Source organism: Desulfuromonas carbonis (assembly GCF_054658035.1).
This window is the reverse complement of the sequence record NZ_BAAHXR010000002.1, coordinates 620,513-634,408: the sequence shown is the minus strand read 5'-3', so window position 1 is coordinate 634,408 and position 13,896 is coordinate 620,513. Positions and strand designations below refer to the sequence as shown.

Below are 13,896 nucleotides of genomic sequence, written 5' to 3'. Positions count from 1 at the left end.
AACAAGATGTCGAAGGTTTTCAAGGTGGCGGTCCTGTCCGGTGACGGTATCGGCCCGGAAGTAATGGCTGAAGCGTTGCGGGTCCTCGATGCGGTCGAGGCGAAATATGCGGTGCGTTTTGAACGGACCCTGGCCAATGTCGGCGGTATCGCCATTGATGTCGAAGGAAAGGCGCTGCCGCAGACCACCATCGATATCTGCAAGAATTCGGACGCCATCCTCTTTGGCAGCGTCGGCGGTCCCAAGTGGGAGAGCCTCCCCCCGGACGAGCAGCCGGAGCGGGGTGCCCTGCTGCCGCTACGGAAGATCTTCGGTCTCTACGCCAACCTGCGGCCGGCGATCATCTTTCCCTCCCTGACCGGCGCCTCCTCCCTCAAGGAAGAAGTGATCGCCGGTGGTTTCAACGTCCTGGTGGTACGGGAGTTGACCGGCGGTATCTACTTCTCGCAGCCGAAGGGGATTGAAGGGGAGGGGAACGCCCGTATCGGTGTCGATACCATGCGCTACAGCGTCCCCGAGATTGAACGCATCGCCCATGTCGGCTTCCAGGCCGCACGGAAACGGGGCAACAAGCTCTGCTCCATCGACAAGGCCAACGTCCTCTCGACCTCGGTCCTCTGGCGCGAGATCGTGACCCGGATCGGCAAAGAGTACCCGGAGGTCGCCCTCTCCCACATGTACGTCGACAACGCCGCCATGCAGCTGGTCAAGTGGCCGAAGCAGTTTGACGTCATCCTCTGCGAGAACATGTTCGGCGACATCCTCTCCGACGAGGCGGCGATGCTCACCGGATCTCTCGGCATGCTCCCGAGCGCCTCGCTCGCCGAGGGGACCTTCGGCATGTACGAGCCCTCGGGCGGCAGCGCCCCCGACATTGCCGGGCAGGGGATCGCCAATCCGATCGCCCAGATTCTTTCGGCGTCGATGATGCTGCGTTACTCCTTTGGCCTGGTCGAGGCGGCCGACGCCATTGATGTGGCGGTGGAGGCGGCCCTCGACCAGGGCTTGCGTACCGGCGATATCTTTCAGGGAAAAGCTGGCGAACAGAAACTGACTACCCGGCAGATGGGGGACGCGATCATCGCGCTCCTTCAGGGCTGAGCCGGTTTAAGGGTTATTTAACCAGAAAAGGAAAGCAGCAGATGAAAGTCGGACTTGTCGGATGGCGCGGAATGGTCGGATCGGTCCTGATGCAGCGCATGCAGCAGGAGAACGATTTTGCCGGCATCGAGCCGGTCTTCTTCTCCACCTCCCAGGCCGGGGCGCCCGCCCCGATGAACGCCGGGACCCTGAAGCGGGCGGAAGATATCGCCGAGCTCAAAAAGCTCGACGTCATCCTTACCTGCCAGGGGGGGGACTACACCAAGGCGATCCATCCGCAGCTGCGCCAGGCCGGCTGGCAGGGGTACTGGATCGATGCCGCCAGCACCCTGCGCATGGAAAAGGACGCGGTGATCATTCTCGATCCGGTCAATCGCGGCGTTATCGATGCGGCGCTGCAAAATGGCCAGAAAGACTTTATCGGCGGCAACTGTACCGTCAGCCTGATGCTGATGGCGCTGGGCGGGTTGTTTCGTGCCGGCCAGGTCGAATGGCTCACTTCGATGACCTACCAGGCCGCCTCCGGCGCCGGCGCTCCGAACATGCGCGAGTTGATCAGCCAGATGGGCGCCATCCACGGCTCGGTCCACGAGCGGCTTCAGGATGTGGCTTCCGCGATCCTCGAAATTGACCGGGAAGTGACCGCCATGCTGCGCAGCGACCTGCTGCCCACGCAGGAGTTCGGCTTTCCGCTTGCCGGCAGCGTGCTCCCCTGGATCGATCGGGAGGTCGAGGATGGCCAGAGCCGCGAAGAGTGGAAAGGACTGGTCGAAACCAACAAGATCCTCGGCAGCAAGACGCCGATCCCGGTCGACGGCATCTGCGTGCGGGTCGGTGCCATGCGTTGCCACAGCCAGGCGTTGACCATCAAGTTGAAACAGGATCTGCCCATCGCCGACATCGAGGAGCTGATCAAGAACGACAACCAGTGGGTCAAGCTGATCCCCAATACCAAGGCCGCTACCCTGGCCGGGCTCACCCCCACCGCCGTTTCCGGCACCCTGAGCGTGCCGGTCGGCCGGGTACGCAAGATGAAGATGGGGCCGCACTACCTCTCGGCCTTCACCTGCGGCGATCAGCTGTTGTGGGGCGCCGCCGAGCCGCTGCGGCGGATGCTCCGGATCCTGCTCGAACGCTGAGCGGTTATCCCGTATGACAGCCAGGGGCACCGAGGCGGCGCGATAGGCCGCCCCGGTGCCCCTGGCGCATCTCCTCATTCCGTCTGCCGCCGAAAATGCCGGCCATGATCCCAGAGACCGACTTCCCCATCGGCAGCTACCTGCCGGGCCATTCCCTGCTGCATCGCCTCGATCCACGACTCAAGCTGGTGGCGGTGCCACTGCTGGTGGCGGCAACCTTTGCCGCTATAAGCCCGGGGCAGCTCGGCGGCTTGAGCCTGGTGGCCGGCAGCGCCTGGATGCTGGCCGGACTGCCGCCGCGAATGCTGGCACGCCTGGCCTGGGCCCTGCGCTGGCTCCTCCTCTTTACCCTCGTGGTCCATCTCCTCTTTGCTCCCGGGCACACCCTGTTCGGGCTCAGCTGGCTCTCGATGGAGGGTCTGCAAGACGGCCTCTTCGCCTGCTGGCGCCTGCTGCTGGCGCTCCTCTTTGCCGCGCTGCTCGCCGCAACAACCCTGCCGGCGCAACTGACGGCCGCGCTCGCCTGGCTGCTGCGGCCCCTGGAATACCTGCGGCTGCCGGTGGCAGCGGCGGCCGACCTGATTTTGCTGGTCCTGCACTTCATCCCGCTAATGCGGGTCGAGGCCCTGGCCGTCCATGCCGGGCTGGTGGCTGAAGCGGGCGGCATCCCGCCAACCGGCTATCTGGCCCGTGGCCGCTTCGTCTGCCGGATGCTGACCCCGCTGTTGCTGCGCCTGGTCGAGCGCGCCGATCGCCTCGCCGCTCAGCTCGCCGCCGGGGAACCTGTCCCCGGGCTTGAACTGGCGTCACCCCTTGCTCCCTGTCGAGCAGGGAGTGTCGCCCTCTTCGGTCTCATCACGCTGCTCGCCGCTCTCTGCTACGGGAGGCTGGCATGACGAACATCGGTCTTCGCCTCGAGTTCGACGGCAGCGCCTACGTCGGCTGGCAACGGCAGCGCAACGGAGTTTCGGTGCAGGAAACGGTCGAGGCGGCGCTGGAGCGGCTGCTCGGTGAACCGGTACGCCTGGTCAGCTCCGGGCGCACCGACGCCGGAGTTCACGCCCGGGGGATGATCGCCTGCTTTACCAGCCCGCGGGCGTTGCCGCTGACCGCCTATCGCGAAGGGGTCAATCGCCTCCTCCCCGGCGATATCGCGATCCGGGAGGCCTGGGAGGCGGCACCCGGTTTTCATCCCCGCTTCGATGCCCGGGGAAAATGGTACCGCTACCAGATCTACAACGGCGCGATTCGCTCGCCCCTGGTTCGCCGCAGCAGCTGGCATCTGCGTGCGCCTCTCGATCTTCCCCCGATGGCTGCTGCGGCGGCTGCTTTTGTCGGCCGGCACGATTTTGCCGCCTTTCGCTCCAGCGGCTGTGACGCGGTTACGACCGAACGGGAGATATTTGCCACCCGGGTTGCGCGCCACGACGAATTGATTTTCTTCGATGTCTGCGGCAGTGGTTTTCTGCGCAACATGGTGCGGGTGATGACCGGTACCCTGGTCGAAATCGGCCGCGGCCGGCGGCCGGCAGGGGACATCGAACGGCTGCTCACCGCCGGCTGCCGACCCGAGGCGGGTCTCACCGCCCCGCCCCAGGGGCTCTGCCTGATGGAGGTCTGGTACGACCAGGGCTGTCCCGCCGGCCCTGAGCCGTCGGCTGCAGCGAAAAAACTTCTTGACAACCGGCAAACATTTAGCTAATTTCACCACTTCTGTGAGCCCCGTTCATATCACAGATTTCACTATAGAGAGGAACTTCCATGAGTACGCAGGTTATCAGCAAAAGCGACGTGCAACGGGCCTGGTTCGTCATCGATCTCGATGGCAAGGTTCTCGGTCGCGCCGCTACCGAGATTGCCCGTGTTCTGCGCGGCAAGCACAAGGCGATCTACCATCCGAGCGTTGATACCGGCGATTTCGTCGTTGTCGTCAATGCCGAAAAGGTCAATTTCACCGGCAACAAGCTCGGTGACAAGATGTACTACCACCACACCGGTTATCCCGGTGGCATCCGCTCCATCAACGCCGAGAAACTCCTTGCCAAGAAGCCCGAGGAGGTCATCAAGAAGGCGGTGAAGGGGATGTTGCCCAAGAATAAACTGGGCCGCCAGATGTTCCGCAAGCTGAAGGTTTATGCCGGCGCCGATCATCCCCATGCCGCCCAGCAACCCAAGGAACTCTCCCTTTAAGGGTCAAGGAGATAGAATAAGATGGCCGAACAGAAATATTACGCCACCGGCAAGAGAAAAACCTCCGTGGCCCGGGTCTGGATCAAGCCTGGCTCCGGTAACATCGTCGTCAACCGTCGCAGCATCGACGATTACTTCGGTCGCGAGACCTCGAAGATGGTCGTGCGTCAGCCCCTCGAGCTGACCAACAATGCCGGCAAGTTCGACATTATGGTCAACGTCTGTGGCGGTGGCCCCTCCGGGCAGGCCGGCGCCATCAAGCATGGCATCACCAAGGCGCTGCTCGCGGTCGATACCGACCTGCGCGGCGTTCTCAAGAAGGCCGGTTTCATCACCCGCGACAGCCGGGTCAAGGAACGGAAAAAATACGGACGTCGCGCGGCACGCCGGAGCTTCCAGTTCTCCAAGCGTTAACCAGAAGCGCAGCGCCGGGTGGTTCCCTGGCAGCAACGTTATCGAAAAGGGAAGCCCCAAGGGTTTCCCTTTTCGTTTTCAGGCAAAGGATAAGGCTATGGTCAAGGTTGCCGTCGTTGGCGCCAGCGGCTACACCGGGGTGGAATTGCTCCGGCTGCTGGCAGTTCATCCCGAGGTCGAGGTCAGCTGCGTCACCTCGCGGCAGAATGTCGGCGAGGATATCTCCCGGCTCTTTCCCTCCCTGCGGGAGCGGGTGACCCTCAGCTGCGATCCCGGCGACCCGCAGCTGGTGGCCGGCAAGGCCGATTTCATCTTCACCGCCCTGCCGCACCAGACCGCCATGGAGGTGGTTCCCGACCTGCTTGCCGCCGGCAAGAAGGTCGTCGACCTCTCGGCCGACTACCGCCTGCATGACGTGGCCGTCTACCGGCACTGGTACCAGGAGCACACCAGCCCGGAGCTGCTCGATGAGGCCGTCTACGGCCTGCCCGAGTTGAACCGGGCGGCGATTTGCAGGGCCCGGCTGGTGGCCAACCCCGGCTGCTATCCGACCAGCGTCGCCCTTGCCCTGGCACCGCTTCTGGAGCGGGGGCTAATCGATCATCGCACCCTGATCATCGACAGTAAATCGGGGACCAGCGGCGCCGGTCGCAGCGCCAAGGTCGGCAGCCTTTTCTGCGAGGTTAACGAGGGGTTTGCCGCCTATGGGGTCGCCTCCCACCGGCATACGCCGGAGATCGAACAGACCCTGACCCAGCTGGCCGGGGAGGCGGTGACCGTCAACTTCACCCCCCACCTGCTGCCAGTCAATCGCGGTATTCTCTCGACCTGCTATGCAACCCTGAACGGCGCCAGCGACAGCGCCACGTTGCTCGGATATTACACCGAACGCTACGGTACAGAACCCTTTGTCCGCGTCTGCCCGCAGGGGAGCCTGCCGAATATCGCCTTTGTCCGTGGCAGCAATTTCTGCGATATCGGCCTGGTCAGCGATGCCCGTACCGGGCGGGTCATTGTCGTGGCGACCATCGATAATCTCGTCAAGGGGGCGGCGGGGCAGGCGGTGCAGAACATGAACCTGATGCTCGGTTTTGCCGAAACCGCCGGTCTCGGCAACCTGCCAATCTTCCCCTGACCAGGGGAAGTAGCGGCGGGGACCCGCCCACCAAGGAGGCCGGCCTGCGGCCGGATTTTCACCATGGAATGCACGGCCAAATCATCCCCCACCCATTGCAGCTGCAGTTACCCCGGCTGCGACAAGCATGGCAACTGCTGCCAGTGCGTCCTCTTTCACCGGCAGCGTAACGAGATTCCCGGCTGTTTCTTTTCTGCTGCCGGAGAACGCAGTTACGATCGATCTCTGAACCATTTTCTGAAGGATCGCTGCCGCTGACTTCCGTTACCTTTGCCCCTCTGCCAACCAACCGGGAAGAACTCGCCGCCCGCGGCTGGGATGAGCTCGACATTCTTTTCATCTCCGGTGACGCCTACGTCGATCATCCGGCCTTTGGAGTTCCGCTTCTGGCCCGGCTGCTCGAAAGCGAGGGGTTCCGGGTCGGGATCCTGGCCCAGCCTGACTGGCGCAACCCCGAGTCCTTGCGGGTGATGGGGCGGCCGCGCCTCTTCGCCGCGGTCTCCTCCGGGGCGATGGATTCGATGGTCAACCGCTACACGGCGGCGAAAAAAGTCCGCAACGATGATGCCTACACCCCGGGTGGCAAGGCCGCCGCCCGTCCCGACCGGGCGGTGATTGCCTATACGGCGGCGGTCAAGGGGGCCTTCCGCGGTCTGCCGGTGGTGATCGGTGGCATCGAAGCGAGCCTGCGCCGCCTTGCCCACTACGATTTCTGGAGCGACCGGGTCCGGCGCTCCATCCTCGTCGATGCCAAGGCCGACCTGCTCGTTTACGGCATGGGGGAGCTCGCCCTGACCACCATTGCCCGCCGGGCTGCCAGCGGGGAAGCCCCGGTCACCATGACCGATATCCCGGGGACCGCCTCCTTTGCGCCGGGATCGGTCCCGGACGCGGTAATCCTCCCGGGCTTCGACCGGGTCTGCGCCGACCCCGCGACCTACAACGAGGCGTTCCGGCTGGCGGCGGCCGAACAGCGTCCGCAGGGCAGGCCGCTGCTCCAGGACCAGGGAGGGCGCCAGGTGCTGGTCCAGCCGCCGGCCCGCCCCTTGAGCGGTGCCGAACTCGACCGCCTCTACCAGCTCCCCTTCAGCCGGCGTCCCCATCCCGGTTACCGGGAGGAGATCCCCGCCTACCAGCAGATCCGCTTTTCGATCACGACCCATCGCGGTTGTTATGGCGGTTGCGCCTTCTGCGCGATTACCGCCCACCAGGGGAAGACAATCCAGTCCCGAAGTATCGAGTCGATTCATGCCGAGGTCGACCAACTCGCCGCCCATCCTGACTTCCGCGGCACGGTGACCGATCTTGGCGGGCCCACCGCCAACATGTACGGCACCGCTTGCGGGGCCGGCGCTGGCGGAAGGGACTGCCGTCGCGAGAGCTGTCTTTTTCCCCGCCGCTGTCCCCACCTCCGTGCCGAAGGGCGCAGTGCTGTTGCCCTGCTGCGGAAAATCCGCGGCATCAGCCATGTCCGCCATCTCTTTGTCGCCTCGGGGGTTCGCTATGACCTGCTCGAGACCCAGGCCGATTATTTTGCCGAACTGCTCGATCACCACGTCGGCGGTCTGCTCAAGATTGCACCCGAGTCGACGGTCCCCCAGATCACCGCGGTCATGCGCAAGCCCGGCCCCGAAGCGCTGCTCGCCTTTCTCGAATTCTACCGGCAACGGTCGGCCCGCAACGGCAAGCGCCAGGGGGTGGTCCCCTACCTGATCGCCGGGCATCCCGGTTGCCGGTTGGAGGATATGGTCGAGGTCGCGCTCTTTCTGAAACGCAACGGATTGCGGGTGGAGCAGGTCCAGGAGTTCACGCCCACGCCGGGGACCCTGGCGACCTGCATCTATTACAGCGGCGTCGATCCCTTTACCGGCCAGTCGCTTCATGTGCCGCGCTCCCCGCGGGAACGCCGGCTGCAGAAGGCTCTGCTGCTCTGGCATCGCCCCGAGGTGCGGGGAGATATTCTCGAGGCGCTGAAATTGTGCCGCAGGGAATCGGTCGCCGGCGAACTGCTCGGCGCCGGTGGAGGTAAGGGCGGCAGAAAAAATCGGGGCCGGCAGCGTTAGCTGCCGGCCCCTGGATCTTTCGGCGGCAAGGTCAGGCGTCGGGAGTCCAGGCCACCACCCGGTTGCGCCCGGCTTCCTTGGCCCGGTAAAGGGCGCGATCGGCCAGGTCGAGGAGCTCGTAGAGATCCTTGCTGTCGGTGGGGAACTCGGCAACCCCCAGGGAGAGGGTCAGACGGCCGCCGGGCTGACTCTTCTGGGCGCCGGCGAAGGTCTCCTGTTCCACCCACTGACGCAGCTTCTCGGCCGCGGCAGCCGCCCCCTCGCGGGTGGTTTTGGGGAGCAGGATGACAAACTCCTCGCCACCGAAACGACCGACCAGGTCGATGCCGCGGGTATTCTGCAGCATGATCGAGGCGACCTTTTTCAGGACCACATCGCCGCGCAGGTGACCGTGACAATCGTTGAACGCCTTGAAATGGTCGATATCGGCCATGATGATGGCGAAGTGGGAACGAAACCGCTGCGCCTGCGACAGCTCGCGCGCCGAGATTTCCTGGAAGTAGCGGCGATTGGCCAGGCCAGTCAGCTCATCAGTGTTGGAGAGGTTGCGGGTTTTCTCATAGAGCTGGGCGTTTTCCACGGCGATAGCTGCCTGGTTGGCCACGGCCTGGACCAGTTTGATATCCGAGTCACTGAAGGCGGCCGTCTGCTCCTTGTGCAGGTTGAGAACCCCGGTGAGGCGCCCCTTGATGACCATGGGGACCGAAAGCATGGAGCCCTTGCGCAGGATTCTCCCCTTGTAGTTCAGGTTGCGGCTGTCGCTCATCAGGTCACGGATATAGACGACGTCGAGGGAACTGGCGCATTGACCGGTAATCCCTTCGTCGAGTCGGAAGGAGATCCCCTGCAGCGCCTCCGGATCGAGGCCGAGGACCCCGCGGACCTCCAGCTCCTCGGCCCCGCTGTTGTAGAGCAAAAGGACCATCTCGTTGCAGGCAATGACATCCTGCAGCGACTTGAGAATCCGGTCGAAGAGGAGATTCAGGTCGAGGGTGGAGATCATCGCCTGGTTCAGCTGGAAGAGGGTCGCCATTTCGTGCAGGTGGGTCTTCAGTTCGCGGTTGGAGGCTTCGATCTCGGCATTCTTGGCCTGGAGGATATCCTTGTAGCGCAGCTCTTCCTGCGCCAGGGTCAGAGATTTTTCATGGCCGAGCCGTTCCTGGTAGAGCTGGCCGATTTCACCGAACATGGCGTTGAACGAGTGGGCGAGCGTGCCCATTTCCCCGGCGGGTATTTCACGGATCCGGTAATCGAGATTGCCATGGCCGATCGCCTCGGTGGCAGTCAGCAGGTCGTCGATGGGGTTCATGATGACGCGATTCACCAGGCGGAAGAAGATGTAGCCTCCAAAGAGCAGGACCACGAGGATGGTTAATACGGAGCGGGTCGTCATCGCTCCGATGACGGCGTCCAGCTCGGTCAGCGGGGTATCGAGGGCAAGCAGGACAAGATCGGTCGTTCCCAGGGGGATGGCACTGAAAAGTTGCCGATGGGGCAACGGCATATTGACGGTCTTGAACAGGCGTTCGCCGTCCAGAACCCGGGCCAGCTCCTCCGGCTGCAGTAGCGGCGCGGCGCTCCCCTCGTCGCTGGCGGAAAGGAGTTTCCCTTCCCGGGAGAGAATGTAGGTGCGAATCGTAAAAGGGCCGGTCATCTGGTGCAGGAAGGCGCGGCTGATAGGGGTCCGCAACGCGAGGAACTCCTGCGCTGCGCCCTCCTTCGTCACGGTGTGAACCACGGTCAGGTCGGGGGCCTGTCCGGGGGCAGAGACGAAGCGGAACCGCGGCCGGCCGCTGCGCAAAGCCTGATCGAAAAGGTCCCGTTGTGGCTGGGTCGGAATGTCGATAATGGTAACCGGATAATAATCGAGCCGGATATTGGCGCCGTTCAGGGCACTGGCGACATGCTTTTCCAGCACCGCCCTGGCAGCAAGGTCGATCTTTTTTTCGAGGGAGACGGCGCGGGTATAGGCGAGGAGATCGGCGTAGGTGTCAAGGAGGAGTTCCTGTTCGGTAATCTCCCGAAAGACGATCTCCTGGATGGCGAGGAGCCGCTGGCCGGCGTCCCGCGAAAGGGCTTCAATGATGACCATGCCGGAGCCGATGGTCGCCGCGGCTCCGAGCAGCACCAGCAAGAGTGAGAAGGGGAGGAGGAGCCGGCGCCGCAGCGACCAGCCGTGGTAGGTGGGTGTTGTCTGCATCATGCCCTGCCCATCAGGCAGTCAAACCGATGTTTTCACAAAGATCGATAAAAGCTGCCGCCACCTCGGGGTCGAACTGGCTTCCGGCACAAGCCTGGATCTCGGTGATCGCGGTCTCATGGCTCAGCGCCTTGCGATAGGGCCGATCCGAGGTCATGGCATCGTAGGTATCGGCGACTGCCAGAATCCGTGCCTCCAGGGATATCTCCCGCGCCGCCAGGCCGCGCGGATAACCCTTGCCGTCGAACCGTTCATGGTGCTGTTCGATAATTTCCCGAACCCCCGTCAAAAACCGGATCGGTTCGAGGATGCGCACGCCGATGGTCGGATGCTGGCGCAGGATTTCAATATCCTCGCCGGAAAGTTTCCCCTCCTTGTGCAGCAGATAGGTGCCGATGCCGATTTTGCCGATGTCGTGCAGAATCCCCGCCTGTTCGAGGCGACGGATCGCCTCGGGGTTGACATCGATATGCCGTGCCAGGGCGAGGCTGTAGCGGGTCACCCGCTCGGAGTGGCCCCGGGTGTAGGCGTCGCTGGCCTCGATAGCGGAGACCAGGGCCTGGACCGTATTGAGATAGGTCTGCTGCTGCTCCTCGTAGAGGCGGGCATTGTTGATGGCGATGCTCGCCTGGGCGGCGATGGTTGACAGCAACTCCAGATCGTCGGGCGTAAAAGCGGTTTCGTCGAGCTTGTTGGCGATGGTGATGGTGCCGATGATCTCGTCCTTGATCACCAGGGGCGCACAGATGACCGACTCCCGGGTAAAGCCGAGGCGACTGACCCGGCTGAATTCGGAGTTGTCACCGATATTCTGGACCAGCAGCGGCTGGCGATTGTTTATCACCCAGTGGGAACACCCCCCCGGCTTGAGGGGGATCCGCTTGCCCAGGTCGAAATGAACCGGCAGCCCTTCGGCGCTGGCGATGTTCAAAACCCAGCTCTCACGGTCGAGGAGAAGAATGTAACCGATGCGGGCCTTGAGGGTGGTCAGGGTCTTGTTTACCAGCAGGGCGAAGAGGCGTTCGATGTCCATCGTCGAGTTGATGCCAAGACCCATCCTGTAGAGAGCCGAGAGCCGGGCCACGGCAGTCTCCAGGGTCGTGTTCTTGTCCTCGAGTTCGCTCGCCAGGTCGGCAATCTTGTAGTTGGCTTCCTCGATCTCTTCAATCCGTTCCTCGAGGGTAATGTTCAGGTATTCAATCTCCTTGAGTCGCTCCTCAAGGGTGATGTTCATGTTGCGGATTTCATCGTGGTGCGTCAGTTTTTCCTGACTGACGGCAATTTCCCGCTCGTGCAGGACGGTGGTGTCGATCAATCCCTTGAGCCGGTCCACCATCAGGTTGAACTTGCTGGTCAGCAGTTCCATCTCCTCGGAACTGCGAACCTGGGTGTGGGCCTTTTCGAAGTTGCCGTTCTCCACCTGGGTCATGGCGTTGACCAGGCGACGGATCGGACGATCGACATAGACCAGGATGAAGACCGAGATCGTCAGGACCAGAATCGCCAGCATACCGGCGGAGGAGATCAGGGTCGCTTCGCGCCCCTTTTGCTGCAGGCTGTCGAGGACGTTCAGCGAGAGGTGAACGTTGAGGATGCCAAGGACTTTCCTCTCCTCATCATGGCAGCGAAAGCAGAGCGGTGCATTGTAAATGGGGACGGTGGTGCTGTGGAATTCCTGCCCTTCGGTCATTTCCGCAAAGGAGAATTTGCGTGAGCGATAGGCGAGCAGGTCGGCCGACGGGACGAGGTCGCCGATTTCTTCCTGTATCCCCGAAATCAGGATGCGCCCCGATTCATCGAAAATCCGCACCGACTCGATGGCCGGCTCGCGCTTGATCTTCTCCAGGATGTGGCCAACCTCGGCGTTCTGGCCATTGGCCATATGGGTGATGATACTGTTGCGGATCGTTTCACCGAGAACCCGGCTGGTCTGCTCGGCAAAGCGGGTCAGCATGGCCCGTTGGGTCTTGAGGTTATGCCAGGCGGTCAGGCCGACCGCCATCACCATGATGGCAGTGGTCAAGCCGAGAATTTTAATCTTTAAAGAGTTCATCAGTTTCCTGAAAGGGGAAAGCGAACTTCCGGTCCGTGGTTTGGCAGCAAAACCCGCACCGCAGTGACGAAAAAACCGGGTTTTCAGCGCGGCCAATCTAGCAGAGAAAGGAAGTTGAAGTACAATGATTTTTCTTTAAGAGAGTGAGCCTTTCCGCATTCGTTGGGCGCCGGCCGGAGGCTCTCCCGTTCCTTGACACTGATGCGGGAAGGTTCTAGTATGCTCCGCCCGTTGAACCCTGTCCCATTTTTGCAAATAACCTGCCAAACGATTCAGGGACGCGGGATGGAGGGAATGTGAAGTCGTTGCTGGTAGTGGTCGGGCTGGTTTTTATCTTCGAAGGGGTTCCCTGGTTTCTGTCGCCGCTGCGGGTCAGGAAGCTGCTCCTCGTCCTGGCCCGTCTGCCGGAGCCGCTTCTGCGCGGCTGCGGTCTTCTGGCCATGGTCATCGGTCTGTTGCTGGTCTGGATCGGTCACTGATGGGCCACGAAAGAACATTGACTTTGCACCCTCATTATGGTTTCTTTAAGCGCTGAATTTTGAGCGTTTGGGAGTGTTGTGCGGCTAGATGATTTCGACTTCGACCTCCCCGGTGAGCTGATTGCCCAGGAACCGGCTGCACGGCGCGAGGATTCGCGGCTCATGGTCCTTGAGCGCGCGACCGGGGCCGTGAGCCAGCGACCGTTTACCGCGATCACCGAATCGTTTCGCGCGGGAGATCTGCTGGTCGCCAACGATACCCGGGTGATCCCGGCTCGTCTGCTCGGCCGCAAGGAGAGTGGCGGCCGGATCGAAATCTTCCTGGTGCGCAGATGCCCCGGCGTCGAGGAGACCTGGGATTGCCTGACCCGCGCTTCCAAGCCGCCCCGGCTGGGCAGCGCGGTCATCTTCAAAGACGGGCGACGGGCCGTCTTTGTCGCCGGTGGCGAATCGACCCTGCGGCGGGTTCGCTTCGAGGGGGAAGGTGATTTTTCGGCCTGGCTGGAAGCCCATGGCGAAATGCCGTTGCCCCCCTATATCCGCCGGGCGGCCGGAACCCTTGACCGGGAACGCTACCAGACCATATTCGCCCGGGAGGCCGGCGCCCTTGCCGCACCGACCGCCGGTCTTCACTTTACGCCGGTGATCCTTGAGGAACTGCGCCAGCGCGGCGTCGAAATCCAGGCTTTGACCCTCCATGTCGGGCTGGGAACCTTTCTGCCGGTTCGGGTCGAAGACCCCCGTGAACACCGGATGCACCACGAAACCTACCTGGTGCCGGAAGTGACGGCGGCCGCCGTCAACCGTGCTCGCAGTGAAGGGCGTCGGGTCATCGCTCTTGGCACCACCAGCGCCCGCGCTCTGGAAGCGGCGGCGGGCAGCGACGACCGGCTGCTGGCCGGCCCCGGCGAGACCGATATTTTCATCTATCCCGGCTACCGCTTCCGGGTGGTTTCGGGGCTGGTGACCAATTTCCATCTGCCCCGTTCAACCCTGCTGATGCTGGTCGCGGCCCTGGCAGGCCGGGAATTTGTCCTCGAAGCCTATCGCCAGGCGGTGGCAGCCCGGTACCGTTTTTTCAGCTACGGCGACTGTATGCTGGTCCTGTGACCGGTTGCGGGT

13 protein-coding genes are annotated in these 13,896 nt (G+C 62.8%); 11 read left to right on the top strand and 2 right to left on the bottom strand.

The window, feature by feature from the left end:
• Positions 1–6 precede the first annotated feature (6 nt).
• The 9 genes from leuB to ACYQ8E_RS05240 all read left to right on the top strand — a co-directional run bounded on the left by leuB (position 7) and on the right by ACYQ8E_RS05240 (position 8,042).
• Positions 7–1,101, top strand: a complete 1,095-nt coding sequence (gene leuB / locus ACYQ8E_RS05280; protein ID WP_066727517.1) for a 3-isopropylmalate dehydrogenase — start codon at positions 7–9, stop codon at positions 1,099–1,101.
• 41 nt (positions 1,102–1,142) lie between these two features.
• The gene (gene asd, locus ACYQ8E_RS05275; protein WP_066727516.1) at positions 1,143–2,240 is read left to right on the top strand and encodes an aspartate-semialdehyde dehydrogenase; all 1,098 of its coding nucleotides are present in this window, start codon (positions 1,143–1,145) and stop codon (positions 2,238–2,240) included.
• Positions 2,241–2,344: 104 nt separating this feature from the next.
• Positions 2,345–3,136 carry an energy-coupling factor transporter transmembrane component T family protein gene (locus ACYQ8E_RS05270; RefSeq protein ID WP_066727515.1) on the top strand — a complete coding sequence of 264 codons (792 nt, stop codon included), beginning with the start codon at positions 2,345–2,347 and terminating at the stop codon, positions 3,134–3,136.
• Positions 3,133–3,942, top strand: coding sequence for a tRNA pseudouridine(38-40) synthase TruA (gene truA, locus ACYQ8E_RS05265; protein WP_082820298.1), 810 nt, complete (start codon positions 3,133–3,135; stop codon positions 3,940–3,942). Before ACYQ8E_RS05270 ends, truA begins: the two co-directional genes overlap by 4 nt.
• Before the next feature lie 59 nt (positions 3,943–4,001).
• Positions 4,002–4,430 (top strand): 50S ribosomal protein L13, encoded by a 429-nt coding sequence (rplM, locus tag ACYQ8E_RS05260; RefSeq protein WP_066727514.1) that lies wholly within the window; start codon positions 4,002–4,004, stop codon positions 4,428–4,430.
• Positions 4,431–4,451: 21 nt separating this feature from the next.
• Positions 4,452–4,844, top strand: a complete 393-nt coding sequence (rpsI, locus tag ACYQ8E_RS05255; protein ID WP_066727513.1) for a 30S ribosomal protein S9 — start codon at positions 4,452–4,454, stop codon at positions 4,842–4,844.
• Between the two features lie 97 nt (positions 4,845–4,941).
• Complete coding sequence (argC, locus tag ACYQ8E_RS05250) at positions 4,942–5,979, top strand: N-acetyl-gamma-glutamyl-phosphate reductase (RefSeq protein ID WP_066727512.1); 1,038 nt, start codon at positions 4,942–4,944, stop codon at positions 5,977–5,979.
• Positions 5,980–6,042: 63 nt separating this feature from the next.
• Entirely contained in the window at positions 6,043–6,237 is a 195-nt protein-coding gene (locus tag ACYQ8E_RS05245; RefSeq protein WP_066727511.1) for a DUF6485 family protein, read from the top strand.
• Complete coding sequence (locus ACYQ8E_RS05240; RefSeq protein WP_066727510.1) at positions 6,234–8,042, top strand: YgiQ family radical SAM protein; 1,809 nt, start codon at positions 6,234–6,236, stop codon at positions 8,040–8,042. The genes ACYQ8E_RS05245 and ACYQ8E_RS05240 overlap by 4 nt, the downstream gene beginning before the upstream one ends.
• Before the next feature lie 31 nt (positions 8,043–8,073).
• On the opposite strand, the gene ACYQ8E_RS05235 is transcribed toward ACYQ8E_RS05240, so the two are convergent.
• Both ACYQ8E_RS05235 and ACYQ8E_RS05230 read right to left on the bottom strand, forming a co-directional pair.
• Entirely contained in the window at positions 8,074–10,242 is a 2,169-nt protein-coding gene (locus tag ACYQ8E_RS05235) for a diguanylate cyclase (RefSeq protein WP_197463631.1), read from the bottom strand.
• A gap of 13 nt (positions 10,243–10,255) precedes the next feature.
• The gene (locus ACYQ8E_RS05230) at positions 10,256–12,295 is read right to left on the bottom strand and encodes an HD domain-containing phosphohydrolase (RefSeq protein WP_231875321.1); all 2,040 of its coding nucleotides are present in this window, start codon (positions 12,293–12,295) and stop codon (positions 10,256–10,258) included.
• 296 nt (positions 12,296–12,591) lie between these two features.
• Here ACYQ8E_RS05230 and ACYQ8E_RS05225 point away from each other — a divergent pair, with 296 nt between their 5' ends.
• Together ACYQ8E_RS05225 and queA are read left to right on the top strand one after the other, a co-directional pair.
• On the top strand, positions 12,592–12,774 hold the full coding sequence (locus ACYQ8E_RS05225; protein ID WP_066727508.1) for a DUF2065 domain-containing protein: 183 nt from the start codon (positions 12,592–12,594) through the stop codon (positions 12,772–12,774).
• Positions 12,775–12,852: 78 nt separating this feature from the next.
• Positions 12,853–13,884: a tRNA preQ1(34) S-adenosylmethionine ribosyltransferase-isomerase QueA gene (queA, locus tag ACYQ8E_RS05220; RefSeq protein WP_066727507.1), complete on the top strand. Its 1,032-nt coding sequence runs from the start codon at positions 12,853–12,855 to the stop codon at positions 13,882–13,884.
• Positions 13,885–13,896: the final 12 nt, after the last annotated feature.

What these genes read in the sequence shown, in the direction of transcription:
- ACYQ8E_RS05230 (WP_231875321.1), bottom strand. Translation starts at nt 12,295, where the DNA reads ATGAACTCTTTAAAGATTAAAATTCTCGGCTTGACCACTGCCATCATG.
- rplM (WP_066727514.1), top strand. Translation starts at nt 4,002, where the DNA reads ATGAGTACGCAGGTTATCAGCAAAAGCGACGTGCAACGGGCCTGGTTC.
- rpsI (WP_066727513.1), top strand. Translation starts at nt 4,452, where the DNA reads ATGGCCGAACAGAAATATTACGCCACCGGCAAGAGAAAAACCTCCGTG.
- ACYQ8E_RS05270 (WP_066727515.1), top strand. Translation starts at nt 2,345, where the DNA reads ATGATCCCAGAGACCGACTTCCCCATCGGCAGCTACCTGCCGGGCCAT.
- ACYQ8E_RS05235 (WP_197463631.1), bottom strand. Translation starts at nt 10,242, where the DNA reads ATGCAGACAACACCCACCTACCACGGCTGGTCGCTGCGGCGCCGGCTC.
- leuB (WP_066727517.1), top strand. Translation starts at nt 7, where the DNA reads ATGTCGAAGGTTTTCAAGGTGGCGGTCCTGTCCGGTGACGGTATCGGC.
- asd (WP_066727516.1), top strand. Translation starts at nt 1,143, where the DNA reads ATGAAAGTCGGACTTGTCGGATGGCGCGGAATGGTCGGATCGGTCCTG.
- truA (WP_082820298.1), top strand. Translation starts at nt 3,133, where the DNA reads ATGACGAACATCGGTCTTCGCCTCGAGTTCGACGGCAGCGCCTACGTC.
- argC (WP_066727512.1), top strand. Translation starts at nt 4,942, where the DNA reads ATGGTCAAGGTTGCCGTCGTTGGCGCCAGCGGCTACACCGGGGTGGAA.
- ACYQ8E_RS05245 (WP_066727511.1), top strand. Translation starts at nt 6,043, where the DNA reads ATGGAATGCACGGCCAAATCATCCCCCACCCATTGCAGCTGCAGTTAC.